Here is a 14,987-nt window from a genome sequence, read left to right on the forward strand (position 1 = left end):
TTAATAGGTTAGATAGATGTGAAATAATATTTGCCCTTGTTATTCATAATTGAGATGGAATAAATAACTTTACAAAATTATTAGAGTAGAAAAATCTAAAAAATTATAATTTTAAATAATGGCTAAGGTATTAAATTATGCGAGCAGAAATAGAAACATTAGTCGATGAAATTCAGCAAGCAATTAGTTTACTAAGGAGGCATCTTTAACTGGGACCAGTCACTAAAACGACTTGAATATCTTAATCAAAAAGTAGAAGATCCATTGCTTTGGAATAATGCACAAAAAGCGCAAAATTTGATGCGTGAACGTCAAAATCTTGAAGATTCGATGAATAGCACTCAGTTATTTACACAAACACTTGAAGAATGTATCGAACTAATAGCAATGGGTGAAGAAGAAAATGATGTGGGAATTATTACTGAAGCTGAAAATACAATACTTCAACTTAAAAGCGATATATATAAGCGACAAATTGAGATGCTTCTTTCAGGAGAAGCAGATTCAAATGATACTTATTTAGAAATTCATGCTGGAGCAGGAGGAACAGAAAGTCAAGATTGGGCTTCTATGCTTTTGCGTATGTATACTCGTTGGGCTGAACAACATAAAATGAAAGTTGAAATACTAGAAACTCATGATGGTGAAGAAACAGGTATCAAATCAGCTACTATTCTTGTAAAAGGGCATAATGCTTATGGTCTGCTAAAGACAGAATCGGGTGTTCATCGTTTAGTTCGTATTTCGCCATATGACTCAAATGCAAGACGACATACCTCTTTTGCAAGCATTTGGGTATATCCGGTTGTTGATGAAAATATTGAAGTTAATCTATCAGAGGCGGATGTTCGTATTGATACATATCGTGCATCAGGCGCTGGAGGACAACATGTTAATACAACAGATTCTGCAGTACGTATTACGCATATAAAAACTGGTATTGTTGTTCAATGTCAAACAGAGCGCTCTCAACATAAAAATCGAGCAACAGCTTGGTCGATGTTGCGTGCACGCCTTTATGAAGAGGAATTAAAAAAAAGAGAAGAAGAAACTAATGCGGTTGAGGCTTCTAAAACAGAAATTGGTTGGGGACATCAAATTAGATCTTATGTTCTTCAACCGTATCAACTTGTCAAAGATTTGCGTACAGGAATTGAAAATACTGATCCACAAACTGTACTAAATGGTGATCTAGATACATTTATAGAAGCAGCACTTGCCCAACGTGTTCACGGAAAACAAGCGCTTGAAGATATTAATTGATTATATAGCATTACTGCACAGAACACATGGAGTATGCAGCTGTTAAAACATTTTCAGCGTGTCCAGATACGCTAACTTTACGCCATTCTTCAGCAATTTTTCCAGTTGCATCAATTAAAAAAGTGCTCCGTTCGACACCCATGTATTTACGTCCATACATGCTTTTTTCAACCCAAACTCCGTAAGCATCAAGTGTAGTTTTTTCTTCATCTGAAACAAGGATAATATCAAGTTTGTGTTTTATTTTGAACTTATCATGTTTAGCAATATTATCTGGAGACATACCAATAATAGTGACCCCAATTTCATCAAATTTTTCTTTCAATCGAGTAAAATTAATGGCTTCATTTGTGCATCCACTTGTATCATCCTTTGGATAAAAATATAAGACAACTGGTTTTCCTTTAAAATCAGAAAGACATAATTGACCTCCACCATCACGTGGCAAATTAAAATTAGGAGCGATATCACCCTTCATTAGTCTTGTCATTACGTTATCTCTCTTTGTTATATAAAATCATTCCATAATAAATACGAATATATAGCAAAAATAATTATTCAACTATATAACAAATTATTCAAAAAGCTTTTTCCTATTATAATATTGGTGTACCAGTATAATTAGAAATGAATTGCATAGATTCAGTACCAAATATAAGTTTTTTTATTTATCAATCCAAGAAACTATTTAAATAACTAAGCAATTATAAATGATTAAATTGGCTTAACTAAAACATGTTTTTTCTTACCAAAAGACAGCTTAATTACTTCATTTCGATTGACATCTTTTTCAACAATAAGATGCGTCTCATCTTCAATAATTTGATCATTTACACGTACACCGCTACCTTGAACATACCGACGTGCTTCACTATTTGATTTAGCAAGTCCTGCCTGTACTAAAAGAGTAAGCAATCCAATACCTACTTTTAATTCTGTAGCATTGATTTTAATGCTTGGAAGATTTTCTCCAAATGTTTTTTCTTCAAAAGTTTTACGCGCAGTTTCTAATGCTTCATTTGCGAGAGCACGACCATGTAACATTGCTGTAACTTCTGTTGCAAGAATCTTTTTTGCTTCGTTAATTTCAGTGCTTTGTAATGCAGAAAGTTTGGAAATCTCTGTCATTGGTAATGTCGTATAAAGCTTTAAAAATCGTGTAACATCAAGATCTTCTGTATTACGCCAATATTGCCAAAACTGATAAGGAGAAAGCATATCTACGTTGAGCCATACAGCACCACTTAGTGACTTACCCATTTTTGCGCCAGAAGAAGTTGTAAGCAATGGTGAAGTTAAACCGTATAATTGTGGTGTTCCTAAGCGGTGACCTAATTCAATACCATTTACAATATTACCCCATTGATCAGAACCACCCATTTGTACCAGTAAGCTGTAACGTTTATTAAGCTCTACAAAATCATAAGCTTGCAGAATCATATAATTGAATTCAAGGAATGATAAAGAATGTTCACGTTCGAGTCTAAGTCGAACAGAATCAAATGATAACATGCGATTAACTGAAAAATATTTCCCTACATCACGCAAGAATTCTAGATAATTTAAACGGCATAGCCATTCAGCATTATTTACAATACATGCATCAGTTTTTTTATCACCGAATGTCAAGTAATTGGCAAATATTTTTTTAATGCTCGTGATATTTTCAGCAATATCATTGTATGTTAAAAGACATCGAGCTTCATCTTTAAAGGATGGATCACCAATTAAGCCTGTTCCACCACCCATTAATACAATAGGACGATGACCAGTTTTTTGCAACCAATAAAGCATCATAATTTGAAGAAGACTTCCAGCATGTAGGCTAGAAGCTGTAGGGTCAAACCCAATATAAGCAGTTATAGTCTCCTTTGAAAAAAGGTTATCTAAACCTTTTTTATCTGAAATTTGATGAATGAATCCCCGTTCGCTTAAAATATGTAAAAATTCAGACTTAAAAGCAAACATGGATCTTGTTCCCTATAATTATATGTTTTTTTATGTTTATATATTACGCATTTAATGCAATTTTTTATCATCAAATAGTGTACAATCGATAAGAAACGAGAAATTTCAGCTAATATAATGATAGATTGATAAAAGAAGAAACTACAAAAAAACAATATAATTATGTATTTTTATTTTTTTTTTAAATCTTTATCAAAATCTCATAGTTTTAATGCATAATTCAATTGCTCACTTTTTACAAAAATACAATATACTGGTTTTTATAAAAAAATTGCAATAATCGCAATTATGAGATTTATAAAATAATTATAATAATTTAAAATTAATAATATCGCATTTAATAATGAATTAATAATCTTAACTATAAGATATCAATTATACTAATTCATTGAATGAATTATATATTTACCATAAATCTCCTGTTTTTTAGTTTTTTTGATATCAAAATTAGTAAAAATCCAAACAAAAATTTCCTCTAAGATTTTATAAAAAGTAAATAACAATTAATGGTGTATTAAATGAAATACATAATATGTATATCATAACAGCTCTGAAAGATATAATGAGTACCGAATTTTTATTTATGCATCTGATGAAGTGTTTCTGCTATGTGTTTGTCGAACAAGTTTTAATATTACAAATTTTGTGTAAATATCATTTAGTGGAGTTTATAAAAGGTAATCTTTCTTATTATATGGATTATTGATTGAGAATTTAAACTAAATCTTCTATCTTTACAATGGTCTTAAGAACAGCTTATTGATCAATAGGTTATTATCTGGTCATCTTAAAATACAGGAGAGCGTAGTGAATGTTAACGAAATAAAAAAACTCGATAGTTATTTTAAAAAAAAGTTTCAAAATTCATCCTTAAAAATAAAGGCACGACCTAAAAAGATGATTCTTGTGAAGTTTATATCGGAGATGAGTTTTTAGGCATTATTTATCGCGATGAAGAAGAGAATGAAATATCTTATAATTTTTCCATGGCTATATTAGGTATCGACTTAGAAAACTGACACATGATTGTAATTAAATGAAATTTCTCTTTAGTGAATTTTTATATAAGCTTTAATTCTTTAAAACTTGTATAATTATTACGTGCAATAATAATGTGATCATGAATAGTGATTTCTAATGCGTTTGCAGCATCTTTTAATCTATATGTCATTGATATATCTGCTTTAGAAGGTGAAGCATTACCTGAAGGGTGGTTATGAATTAAGATCAATCCTGATGCAGATAATTCCAAAGCTCGAGAAATGACTTCACGAGGATAAACAGGAGTATGATCAACAGTTCCAGTTTGTTGTACTTCATCAGAAATCAAGCCGTTTCTTTTATCGAGAAATAACACACGAAATTGCTCACGCGTTTCATGAGCCATCACAGCTTTGCAATAAGCTAATACTTTATCCCATGATGAAAAAATATCACGTTTATACAATTGTGCACGAGCAAGACGTCCTGCTACATCTGAAATAATTTTCAGATCGATAGCAGTAGCCGGACCACATCCTTCAATTTCTTGAAGCCGATGAATATCAGCTTTCAATACATCAGCTAATGAACCAAAACTCGCTAATAAGTTTTTAGCTATTGGTTTTATATCTGCTCGAAGAATAGTACGAGAAAGCAATAATTCAAGATACTCATAATCTTCAATAGCATTACCTTTCGTCTTTAAATAGCGTTTACGAAGACGCTCACGATGTCCTTGATAATATTCATTTACCTTTGAATTTTTACTAAGTTTTTTATTGTTCGCTTGTGGCATTTGTGGTGCTAGATGAGATGGAACATTTGATGTTAGTTCAAAGTGACTGTTTTTGGCGCTTCCATTTTTATTGGTTTTTTTTGCCATAATATTTCTACATTTATTTAAGCATTTGAATTTAAAGTATAAAAAATGTTTTTAGGAGATTGAGTAAATATTTCGCATCCTTCATTTGTTACACCAATTGTATGTTCGTATTGTGCTGTAAGAGAACGATCACGAGTAACAGCAGTCCAACCATCAGATAAAATCTTAATTTGTGGTTTACCAAGATTAATCATAGGCTCAATAGTAAACATCATACCTTGTTTAAGTTCTTCGCCTTCGCCTGGTTTTCCATAATGTAAAATATTTGGTGCATCATGAAAAAGCTGACCAATTCCATGTCCGCAAAAATCTCTTACAACTGAACAGCGTTCAGATTCTGCATAATGCTGAATAGCAGCGCCAATATCGCCTGTAGTTGCTCCGGGTTTTACTGCAGCAATTCCTCTCATGAGGCTTTCATGAGTTATTTGTAATAAACGCTCTGCAGCACGCTTAATTTTTCCAATGGGATACATACGACTTGAATCTCCATGCCAACCATTAAGAATAAATGTTACGTCAACATTGACAATATCGCCTTCTTGCAAAGGTCTTTCATTTGGTATGCCATGACAAACAACATGATTAATAGATGTACAGCATGAATGGCTATATCCATGATAATTCAGATCAGCTGGCAAAGCACCTCGCTTAGCTCCAAAAACAAAAACAAAATTATCAATTTCTTGTGTTGTAATACCAGGTTTAATAATGTCGGTAAGTGCATCGAGACACTCTGCTGCAATACGACCCACTTTACGCATTTGAGAAAAAGCGTAATCATCAAAAATACGAATTTGTCCATTAAATTTTAAGGGAGCTTTATTATATTCAATATAACTAACCATTTTTTTTGCTATTTTCTACCTTTACTTGGTGAATCGGAAAAATACCCTCGACACTTACGTGACATTTTATAGCATAAAATTCTACCCCTGATTTTAATGCTAGATCAAATTTACACCCATAAATGGGATCAAGGTCATGGCAAATTGTAAAAGCTAAACAGTCTTCTCGTTGAATTACGTATAACATTGCAGCTCGTCTTCCTTGTTGCACAATTTTTATGATCTCTTCAAGATGAAGTGCACCACGTTTTGTTATGGTATCTAGAAATTCTGCTAATCCCTTTTGGCGAACGAAATGGACATTTTTTACTTCTAAATAACATTCAGAAAAATCACTATTGCGTAAGAGAAAATCAATACGTGATTGCCCATAGCTTTGCTCACTCAAAATTGTTTTATATTCACTAAATTCCGGCAATATCCCATCTTGAACTGCTTCTAAAGCGAGTTTGTTTGCTAAGGTTGTATTAATACCAACTAAAGTGTTATCTGCTTCAACAATTTCTAATTGATACGGATATTTCCGTTTTGGATCATCATTATATGAAAGCCAAACATTAGAATCAGAAGCTGTTAATCCAAGCATCAAACCAGTATTATGAACGGAAACTGTAAAGATGTGTTGATCATTCTTTTTGACATCAGCAAGGAAGCGTTTATAACGGCAAATAAGTTTTGCAGGATGAAGTTTAGAAACAAAGAACATACAATCTTATTAAATTGCATGAGATTATAATTCAACTCAGATCATAATAATATTATCTCAGCACTTTATAACGTCTTTGTAATTAAAATATTATTGTTATAAATTTAAGTCATTTTCCTTCAAAAGTTTATGTAGATTATCCAATTAATAAAATAGAATCAATTGCAAAAATAAATTAGTTACAGCTACCCTCAATCAAAGTTATTTCATAAAATACTTACTTTTAAAATTGCATTCAAAAAATTAAAAATGAGGGTATAATTTATAGAAATTGGTGAAGTGAATGGCTGGAACAAATAGGAAGTGTCGAAATGTAACGAATGGTCCAATTATTGTTTTAGTTGAACCACAATTATCAGAAAATATTGGTATGGTAGCAAGAGCGATGGCTAACTTTGGTTTATCAAAGCTTCGGCTTGTAAAACCACGAGAAATATTTCCAAATGAAAAAGTTAAGGCTACTGCTAGCAAAGCAAATCATGTCATTAATGATACACTAATTTTTGATACATTACGTGATGCAATTTCAGATTTAAATTATGTTTATGCTACGACAGCGCGTGAGAGATGCGGTTTTAAAACTGTTAAAAGTGCTGTAGAAGCAGCAAATTTTTTGCGTTATTATGAGAATATTGGTCATAAGACAGGTATTTTATTTGGAAGAGAAAAGTGGGGATTGAAAAATGATGAAATTAGCCTTGCTAATGAAATTATTACTTTTCCAGTTAATCCTGCTTTCGCATCACTTAATATAGCACAAGCAGTTTTGTTGATAGCTTACGAATGGATGAAATCAGGTTTGGAAAATTTGAATGATACAGCTTTTCGTGCAGTAAAGCTAAAACCAGCTGATAAAGCGACACTCCATGGTTTTTTATCGCATTTAGAAGATGCTCTGGATGTTCGTGGATATTTTAGACCTCAAGAGCGTAAAGAAGTAATGGTTACAAATATACGCTCTGTTTTTACGCGCGCAAATTTTAGTGAATCTGAAATTCAGCTCCTACGAGGAGTTATATCTTCACTAGATCATTTTTTGCCTAAATTTCCAAGAGGTAGTGGAGCCCCGAAAGGGGATAATCGCAAGAAATTAAAAAAAATGTGAATAACTAATGAGTGAACAACCTCTTCTTTTTTTTGATAGTGGTATTGGCGGACTAACAGTATTGAGAGAAGTACGCCGTTTTGTCCCGGAATACCAATTTATCTACGTTGCTGATGATGCAGGATTTCCTTATGGCATCTGGGAAGAAGAAATTTTAAGACACCGTATTTTAAAGATTTTTGCATATCTTCTAGAACTTTATAATCCTGCTTTATGCGTAATTGCTTGCAATACAGCTTCTACATTAATGATAGAAGATTTACGACAAAAATTTCCCAATATTCGTTTTGTAGGAACTGTACCTGCAATCAAATTGGCAGCTGAACAAACAAAATCTGGTATGATTTCAGTATTAGCAACTCCTGGTACAGTTAAACGTACATACACGCATGAATTAATCAATTCTTTTGCTGGTCAATGTCATGTGCAACTTGTCGGAAGTGAAAAGCTTGCAGAATTTGCTGAAAATTATTTACGTGGATATCCTATCAATCACGAAGAATTACGCCACGAAATTTTGCCATGCTTTATTGAAAAAAATGGCAAATTAACTGATATTATTGTCTTAGCCTGCACACATTATCCTTTTTTGATCAATTTATTTCGTGAACAAGCTCTATGGCCAGTTGATTGGATTGATCCGGCAAAAGCTGTAGCTAAACGCATAAGATCCTTATTACCAATCAAAATACAAAACAAAAATATGAAAAAACATAAAGATTTTACATTGTTTACTTCACAAAATATAAGTTCTTCAACTGAGTATTTGTTGCAAAAGTTTCAGTTAAATATAATGAAAGGAGTTGACTTTAAATTCTAAGATAATTAGAAGTCACAGCAGATTTTTTGTAAGATAGATCATTAATTGACGTGTCCCGTGGGTGATTTTGCAATTAGCGCAGATTGTCCTGTCAGTTTTTTGAAAACAGAGGAGGGCGCGTTTCCTTAAGATTTGATTTTTGGTTTTATTTTTTTATTTAAAGGAAATGCGATGAGTAAACGTGAATCAACAAAGCACAAAATTGACCGCCGTATGGGGGAAAATATTTGGGGTCGCCCAAAATCTCCAGTTAATCGTCGTGAATATGGTCCTGGGCAGCACGGTCAACGTCGCAAAGGAAAACTCTCCGATTACGGAGTTCAATTGCGCGCTAAGCAAAAGCTAAAAGGATTTTACGGTGATATTTCAGAAAAGCAATTCCGTAAAACTTATGAAGAGGCTGCTCGTCGTCATGGCGATACAGGTGAAAATCTTATTGGTCTTTTGGAATCGCGTTTAGATGCCATTGTTTATCGTGCAAAGTTTGTGCCTACTATTTTTGCTTCTCGTCAATTTATTAACCATGGTCACGTTAATGTAAATGGTCGACGGACAAATATTCAATCATATCGTTGTAAACCAGGTGATGTGATTGAGATCCGTGAAAAATCAAAGCAACTTGTTTTGGTTTTAGAGTCTATACAATTAGCTGAGCGTGATGTACCTGAGTATATTGATATAGATCATAATACAATGAAAGCAACCTTTACCCGCATACCTGCTTTTGCAGATGTTCCTTATGCTGTTCATATGGAACCCAATTTAGTTGTTGAATTTTACTCTCGTTAGGCATAATCACAAATCATTGTTTTAATTTTCGCTTATTTATTAGAGATAATTTTTGTATTTATTAACATTAGCAATACCTTTGATGATGAAGTTAAAGGTATCTATTGCTATTTTCTATAGCGATGAGTTTTTTAGCGGTTTTTGCTTATATAATTCAAACGTGCAAATTAATTAATATAGATTTAGGCTATGTTATGCCTATTGCTACTGCATTATGATTTACTAGTACAGAATTAAGCCGTTGTAATATAAAAAGTTATGATATTATAAATAAAATTTTAATCAAATTTTGCGTAATGGAAAAGAATATGGATACAAGCGATCCTTTGGAAAAAAAGACTGATGATTGTCATCCGATGTTCCGGCTTGCTCCTTCAAATGTACAATTTAATAAATTACGCAAACGGCTTTTGCGCCATATAAGGCAAGCATTAGATGATTTTTCTATGCTCTCTTCGGGGAAAAAATGGCTTATTGCTTTATCAGGTGGGAAAGACTCTTACGGCTTATTGGCACTTCTGCTTGATTTAAAATGGCGTGGTTTTCTACCTGTCGACATTTTAGCTTGTAATCTCGATCAAGGTCAGCCAGGTTTTCCAAAGCATATTCTTCCTGATTTTTTAAATTATCATCAGATTCCATACCGCATTGAGTATCAAGATACTTATTCAATTGTTTCAGATAAATTAGCACAAACACAAACATATTGCTCACTTTGTTCTCGGTTACGACGTGGACATCTATACCGTATTGCACGTGAAGAGGAGTGTTCTGCTTTGGTGCTTGGACATCACCGTGATGATGTCTTAGAAACATTTTTTATGAATCTGTTCCATGGAGGCCGATTAGCAGCTATGCCTGGAAAACTAATAAATGATGAGGGAGATCTGTTCGTTTTGCGTCCTCTAATCTATGCTGCTGAAGAAGATATAGAAAAATTTTCTCAAGCAATGCAATTCCCTATCGTTCCTTGTAATCTTTGTAGGAGTCAAGATGGCCTACAGCGTAATGCAATGAAAAAAATGCTCAATGATATTGAAAGAAAAATGCCAGGACGTAAAGATACTATGATTCGCGCCTTGACAAATGTCCGTCCGAGTCATTTGCTTGATAAAAAACTTTTCTCTTTTAAGAATTTACTATAATTATAAGGTAATAAAATAAATTCAATTTTTTAATATTTTTAAACTACAGTACCATAAAGGTCATAAGCATCTGATTGCTCAATTTTAACGGTAACAAATTCACCTACACGAAGTAATTTCCGAGATGATATATGCACAACACCATCTATTTCCGGAGAATCATATTTACTACGACCTTTAGCGGTTTTACCTTGCGTTTCATCAATAAGAATTTGAAGTCTTTTTCCAATCTTTTTCTTTAAAAGATGTGAAGAAATTTTTTGTTGTTTTGTCATAAAGCGATGCCAGCGTCTCTCTTTCACTTCTTCTGGAACATTTTCTAATCCAAGCTCATTTGCTACAGCACCTTTTACTGCCTCATATTTAAAGCAGCCAGCGCGTTCAATTTTTACTTCTTCCAACCATTCAAGAAGCATATTAAAATCTTCGTTGGTTTCTCCTGGAAAACCAACAATAAATGTTGAACGCAAAGTAAGATCTGGACAAATTTTTCTCCATTGTTCAATTTTACGGCTTGTTTTCTCGATATGAGCAGGACGTTTCATATTACGTAAAACTGTTGGTGATGCATGCTGAAAAGGAATATCTAGATAAGGAAGAATTTTTCCTGCAGCCATCAACTCAATAGCTTCATCAATATGAGGATAGGGATATACATAATGCATTCGCACCCAAATTCCCATCTCTCCTAGTTCGCGACAAAGATCTAAAAACTTTGTTTTAATAACACGATTTTTCCAAATGCTTTCAGCGTATTTAATATCGATCCCATATGCAGCGGTATCTTGTGAAATAACCAAAATTTCTTTTACACCTGCTTGTACAAGTTTTTCTGCTTCGCGAAGAACATCGCCTATAGGCTGTGAAATCAGATTACCACGCAGAGTAGGGATGATACAAAAGCTACATCGATTGGAACATCCTTCAGAAATTTTTAAATAAGCGTAATGGCGAGGTGTTAAACGAATACCTTCCGGAGGAACTAAATCTATAAAAGGATCATGAATTGGAGGCACTGCTGCATGAACGGCTTTTATAACGCTTTCATAATCCTGTGGCCCAGTAATTGCTAATACATTAGGATGTGCTTGAAGAATAACATTAGGCTCAGCACCTAAACATCCAGTTACAATAACTTTTCCATTATTTTTGAGAGCCTCATCAATATTGGCTAATGATTCATTTCGAGCAGAATTAAGAAAACCACAAGTATTAATAATAACTAAATCAGCTCCTTGATGTTTATTTGAGATCTCATAACCTTCAGAACGAAGGTGTGTAATAATGCGCTCAGAATCTACAAGTGCTTTTGGGCAACCGAGAGAAACAAAACTAATACAAGGCACTACCATAATAATTCCTGTAAATTTTTTATGAAGATCTAATTAAGGAAAAAAAGAAAATTAAATATCTGAATGCTTTTATCTTTATACATACTACATATGCAATAGAGTTTTTACGAAGTAATTTGGATTTTTTTATAATTACTCTGTTAGCACACATAACATAAAGTGCAAAAAAATACCATAAAATATCAAACAATTATTCTGTTTTTAATATCGATAAATTTTCACTATCTATATAGTATAAAAACTTATGCTTCTCTAATGTAAGATTATAATTTCTCTTCTACACACGAAAGGAATGAGAAAACGTTGTAATGCGCAATCATAATTAAGTAAGCGAAGTAAATAAAATTTTAATAAATAAAATTGGAAAATAGTATTTTTTTTAATAAAGTGTTGACCAAATGAAAAGTCAATCGTATGTTCCATTTACTTTCCGTAAGCAAGATTAGCTTATTTGAGAGCGCGTAGCTCAGCCGGTAGAGCAACTGACTTTTAATCAGTAGGTCCAGGGTTCGAATCCCTGCGCGCTCACCAGTGATTATTTTCAACGTTCTCCATATATAAAATTAGTGGAAAATCCCTGAGTTGATTCGTTAAATATGTCTGTCATACTATTTTAATTAAGAGCTGTTTATAAGTTATTCACATAAAATATATACATATTATATTATAATATTCTACTGTAATAAAGTTAGTAAATTTTTATTTTTAAAGTATTAATTTTACTAAATTTGATTTATTTTTTATAATAATATAAAAAATATTCTTTAATTTTTTATTAACCTCTTGATTAAAAGTAAATTTTAATAATACATATATTTCCTCATGGATAAGGATTTCAGTAGCATTAATTCCTTTAATCATATGTAGGAATACAGTTTTATTTGTGTATACAATGTAAATCGAAATAAGCGGGTTAATCAATGCTTTTAGATATTAAAGAAAAGTTTGCCTTTATTACTAAATTAACGTCTCAATTTATTTTTATAATAGCTGCAACTCAATTATTGACAGCTTGCGCAAATCAAATAACACAATTTTCAGTAAAAAATTTTGATACAACAAGTGTTGATAATGATAAGGTCTTCAAAAGAGTGGTAAAAGCTAAAGCCGTTTCTGTACCTGAAAGAATTTTAAATGAGCAGAACAAATCAAAAAACAGAGTTGCAAAACGAATTGTTATCGGTAAACCTTACCAAATAAAAGGAAAGTGTTACTATCCAAAAGCTGATCCAACCTATCAGCGTATTGGACAAGCATCGTGGTACGGTTCATATTTTCATGGACGTTTAACTGCAAATGGTGAAGTCTATAATATGAATCTTTTAACTGCAGCTCATCCTACTTTGCCGTTACCTAGTTATGCTCGTGTCACCAATTTAAAAAATGGTTCTTCTATTATTGTTAGAGTGAATGATCGTGGTCCTTATATAAATAATAGAATTATTGATTTATCAAAACAAGCTGCAACAATGCTTGGTTATTTAAATCAAGGCATAGCAGATGTTAAAGTAGAATATGTTGCTGAAGCGCCTATTAATAATTATGATGGCGAATATTTAATGGCTTCTTATAAACCTGGAAATTATAGTCCATCCATGATGATGGCATTATCAGATACAACAGAAGTAAAAAAAGACAATGCATTTTTCGCCCTTAATACAAATAATTATAATACGAATAATCAAAAACAGCCAAATAAGACTACTTTGATACAATTGCCGCAAATTGGTCCAGTTTTGATTGAGAAACCTGCATCATTTTATCAAATGGCTTCTATTAAAAGTAGGCCCAATAAGCCAAATGACATTAAGCTATCTTATAATTTAAAACCCTTTTATTAAAAAGAATAAATCTTTTCTTGTATAATAAATCCCTCTATGTTGATTCTTAAAGAGAGGGAAAATCAGCATGAATCATTTATTGAGAGTCTTATTTTCCTTAATTTGGATATTGATATTCAATGAACAGGGGCAAACAAAAAACTTTCAAACATCTGCATCACAATTACTGATATTCGATGATAATACAAGCACAATACTCTTTGAAAAACAGAGTGATGTTGTTTTTTTTCCTGCTTCATTAACGAAATTGATGACAGCTGAAACAGTCTTTCATCAACTTAAAAAAGGATTTTTAAATAAAGAACAAAAATTTAAAGTCAGTGAAAATGCTTGGCGAAAAGGGGGAGCACCTTCTGGTACAACAACCATGTTTACAAAGGAAAAAACAGAAATTAGTGTTTTTGATCTTTTGCGCGGACTCGTTATTGTCAATGGAAATGATGCTGCTATTACTTTAGCTGAAGGAATAGCTGGTAATGAAGCTAATTTTGCAAAATTGATGAATAAAAGAGCTAAAAAGCTTGGATTATTAAACAGTAATTTTGTCAATTCAACAGGGTTTCCTGAAGAAGGGCAATTTATAACATTACGTGATATAATCACATTAGCTCGCCATATTGCTCATGAATATCCTGATTATTATGCACTTTATAGTGAACCTCTCTTTACCTGGAATAAAATTACTCAATATAATAAAAATCCTCTTATTTCTGAAGTAACTGATGTAAAAATAGAGGGATTAGGTTTCGGCTATAGTGAAGAAACAGGCTTTTCAGCTGTTATTTCTGCTTACAAAAATCAGCAACGCCTTTTTCTTGCAGTTAGTGGTTTGCAAAATAACAAAGAGCGTACAAAAGAATTAAAACAAATTCTTCAATGGAGTTTAACAAACTTTGATCTTAAAACAGTTTTTACAAAAGAAGAGATTGTTGGTTATGCTTCTGTTTATGGTGGAGAAAGAAATTCTGTCCCACTTGTTGTTAATGAACCAATAAATTTTATGCTTTCAAATAAAAAAACTCTTAATGATGTTAAAGTAATAATTCGATATCATGGTCCATTAAAAGCTCCTGTCACTATAGGGCAAAAAATTGGTATTATTCAAATTTTTGCAGATAAACAATTTCTTGTTGAAAAATCAATTTGGGCTGGAGCAAACGTTCAAGAAGGAAATTTTTTTGTAAAAGTAAAAGATGCACTTTATGAAGTAACAATCGGAAGATTACGAAAATATTTATGGAAATATCTATAATGCAAATGTGTACAAAAATAAGGAATTAAAAGAT

Annotated in this window: 13 protein-coding genes, 1 tRNA gene and 1 pseudogene; 9 read left to right on the forward strand and 6 right to left on the reverse strand. The window is 32.3% G+C overall.

What is annotated here, in order from left to right; all coding sequences use genetic code 11:
* Window positions 1–137: 137 nt before the first annotated feature.
* Window positions 138–1,263 (forward strand): peptide chain release factor 2 gene (gene prfB, locus BJB63x_RS02875; protein WP_153300747.1). Its coding sequence is split into 2 segments (ribosomal slippage): window positions 138–206 and window positions 208–1,263, totalling 1,125 coding nucleotides; the frame shifts between segments, so codons are not numbered across the junction.
* Between the two features lie 10 nt (window positions 1,264–1,273).
* On the opposite strand, the gene BJB63x_RS02880 is transcribed toward prfB, so the two are convergent.
* Both BJB63x_RS02880 and tyrS read right to left on the reverse strand, forming a co-directional pair.
* Window positions 1,274–1,753: a peroxiredoxin gene (locus BJB63x_RS02880; RefSeq protein WP_078718933.1), complete on the reverse strand. Its 480-nt coding sequence runs from the start codon at window positions 1,751–1,753 to the stop codon at window positions 1,274–1,276.
* A 224-nt stretch (window positions 1,754–1,977) separates the two neighbouring features.
* Window positions 1,978–3,231 carry a tyrosine--tRNA ligase gene (tyrS, locus tag BJB63x_RS02885; RefSeq protein WP_078718934.1) on the reverse strand — a complete coding sequence of 418 codons (1,254 nt, stop codon included), beginning with the start codon at window positions 3,229–3,231 and terminating at the stop codon, window positions 1,978–1,980.
* Between the two features lie 807 nt (window positions 3,232–4,038).
* Between tyrS and BJB63x_RS02890 the strand changes: the two are divergent.
* A pseudogene (locus BJB63x_RS02890) lies at window positions 4,039–4,250 on the forward strand (DUF3126 family protein).
* Between the two features lie 41 nt (window positions 4,251–4,291).
* Here the strand turns inward: BJB63x_RS02890 and radC are convergent.
* From radC to sfsA, 3 genes are read right to left on the reverse strand one after another with little or no spacing between them, the layout of a single operon-like run.
* On the reverse strand, window positions 4,292–5,095 hold the full coding sequence (radC, locus tag BJB63x_RS02895; protein WP_078718936.1) for a RadC family protein: 804 nt from the start codon (window positions 5,093–5,095) through the stop codon (window positions 4,292–4,294).
* A 17-nt stretch (window positions 5,096–5,112) separates the two neighbouring features.
* On the reverse strand, window positions 5,113–5,943 hold the full coding sequence (gene map, locus BJB63x_RS02900) for a type I methionyl aminopeptidase (RefSeq protein ID WP_078718937.1): 831 nt from the start codon (window positions 5,941–5,943) through the stop codon (window positions 5,113–5,115).
* Window positions 5,936–6,649, reverse strand: coding sequence for a DNA/RNA nuclease SfsA (gene sfsA, locus BJB63x_RS02905; protein WP_078718938.1), 714 nt, complete (start codon window positions 6,647–6,649; stop codon window positions 5,936–5,938). Before sfsA ends, map begins: the two co-directional genes overlap by 8 nt.
* Window positions 6,650–6,932: 283 nt before the next feature.
* Between sfsA and BJB63x_RS02910 the strand changes: the two genes are divergently transcribed.
* The 4 genes from BJB63x_RS02910 (at window position 6,933) to ttcA (ending at window position 10,508) form a co-directional block, all read left to right on the forward strand.
* Window positions 6,933–7,754, forward strand: coding sequence for an RNA methyltransferase (locus BJB63x_RS02910; protein WP_078718939.1), 822 nt, complete (start codon window positions 6,933–6,935; stop codon window positions 7,752–7,754).
* A 7-nt stretch (window positions 7,755–7,761) separates the two neighbouring features.
* Window positions 7,762–8,574 carry a glutamate racemase gene (gene murI / locus BJB63x_RS02915; protein WP_078718940.1) on the forward strand — a complete coding sequence of 271 codons (813 nt, stop codon included), beginning with the start codon at window positions 7,762–7,764 and terminating at the stop codon, window positions 8,572–8,574.
* A 171-nt stretch (window positions 8,575–8,745) separates the two neighbouring features.
* The gene (gene rpsD / locus BJB63x_RS02920; RefSeq protein ID WP_078719527.1) at window positions 8,746–9,363 is read left to right on the forward strand and encodes a 30S ribosomal protein S4; all 618 of its coding nucleotides are present in this window, start codon (window positions 8,746–8,748) and stop codon (window positions 9,361–9,363) included.
* Between the two features lie 308 nt (window positions 9,364–9,671).
* Window positions 9,672–10,508: a tRNA 2-thiocytidine(32) synthetase TtcA gene (ttcA, locus tag BJB63x_RS02925; protein ID WP_442855949.1), complete on the forward strand. Its 837-nt coding sequence runs from the start codon at window positions 9,672–9,674 to the stop codon at window positions 10,506–10,508.
* A gap of 38 nt (window positions 10,509–10,546) precedes the next feature.
* On the opposite strand, the gene rimO is transcribed toward ttcA, so the two are convergent.
* Entirely contained in the window at window positions 10,547–11,860 is a 1,314-nt protein-coding gene (gene rimO / locus BJB63x_RS02930) for a 30S ribosomal protein S12 methylthiotransferase RimO (RefSeq protein ID WP_078718942.1), read from the reverse strand.
* Between the two features lie 455 nt (window positions 11,861–12,315).
* Between rimO and BJB63x_RS02935 the strand changes: the two genes are divergently transcribed.
* The 3 genes from BJB63x_RS02935 to BJB63x_RS02950 all read left to right on the forward strand — a co-directional run bounded on the left by BJB63x_RS02935 (window position 12,316) and on the right by BJB63x_RS02950 (window position 14,953).
* Window positions 12,316–12,391, forward strand: a tRNA-Lys gene (locus BJB63x_RS02935).
* A gap of 389 nt (window positions 12,392–12,780) precedes the next feature.
* On the forward strand, window positions 12,781–13,701 hold the full coding sequence (locus BJB63x_RS02945) for a septal ring lytic transglycosylase RlpA family protein (protein WP_078718944.1): 921 nt from the start codon (window positions 12,781–12,783) through the stop codon (window positions 13,699–13,701).
* Between the two features lie 67 nt (window positions 13,702–13,768).
* Complete coding sequence (locus BJB63x_RS02950; protein WP_078718945.1) at window positions 13,769–14,953, forward strand: D-alanyl-D-alanine carboxypeptidase family protein; 1,185 nt, start codon at window positions 13,769–13,771, stop codon at window positions 14,951–14,953.
* The last annotated feature ends 34 nt before the right edge of the window (window positions 14,954–14,987 follow it).

The sequence above is a fragment of the Bartonella sp. JB63 genome, assembly GCF_002022665.1.
Lineage (GTDB): Bacteria > Pseudomonadota > Alphaproteobacteria > Rhizobiales > Rhizobiaceae > Bartonella.

Bases quoted from the DNA above. Each gene is read 5' to 3' on its own strand.
- ttcA (WP_442855949.1), top strand. From the start codon at position 9,672: ATGGATACAAGCGATCCTTTGGAAAAAAAGACTGATGATTGTCATCCG.
- BJB63x_RS02880 (WP_078718933.1), bottom strand. From the start codon at position 1,753: ATGACAAGACTAATGAAGGGTGATATCGCTCCTAATTTTAATTTGCCA.
- radC (WP_078718936.1), bottom strand. From the start codon at position 5,095: ATGGCAAAAAAAACCAATAAAAATGGAAGCGCCAAAAACAGTCACTTT.
- BJB63x_RS02910 (WP_078718939.1), top strand. From the start codon at position 6,933: ATGGCTGGAACAAATAGGAAGTGTCGAAATGTAACGAATGGTCCAATT.
- sfsA (WP_078718938.1), bottom strand. From the start codon at position 6,649: ATGTTCTTTGTTTCTAAACTTCATCCTGCAAAACTTATTTGCCGTTAT.
- rpsD (WP_078719527.1), top strand. From the start codon at position 8,746: ATGAGTAAACGTGAATCAACAAAGCACAAAATTGACCGCCGTATGGGG.
- map (WP_078718937.1), bottom strand. From the start codon at position 5,943: ATGGTTAGTTATATTGAATATAATAAAGCTCCCTTAAAATTTAATGGA.
- rimO (WP_078718942.1), bottom strand. From the start codon at position 11,860: ATGGTAGTGCCTTGTATTAGTTTTGTTTCTCTCGGTTGCCCAAAAGCA.
- BJB63x_RS02945 (WP_078718944.1), top strand. From the start codon at position 12,781: ATGCTTTTAGATATTAAAGAAAAGTTTGCCTTTATTACTAAATTAACG.
- BJB63x_RS02950 (WP_078718945.1), top strand. From the start codon at position 13,769: ATGAATCATTTATTGAGAGTCTTATTTTCCTTAATTTGGATATTGATA.
- murI (WP_078718940.1), top strand. From the start codon at position 7,762: ATGAGTGAACAACCTCTTCTTTTTTTTGATAGTGGTATTGGCGGACTA.
- tyrS (WP_078718934.1), bottom strand. From the start codon at position 3,231: ATGTTTGCTTTTAAGTCTGAATTTTTACATATTTTAAGCGAACGGGGA.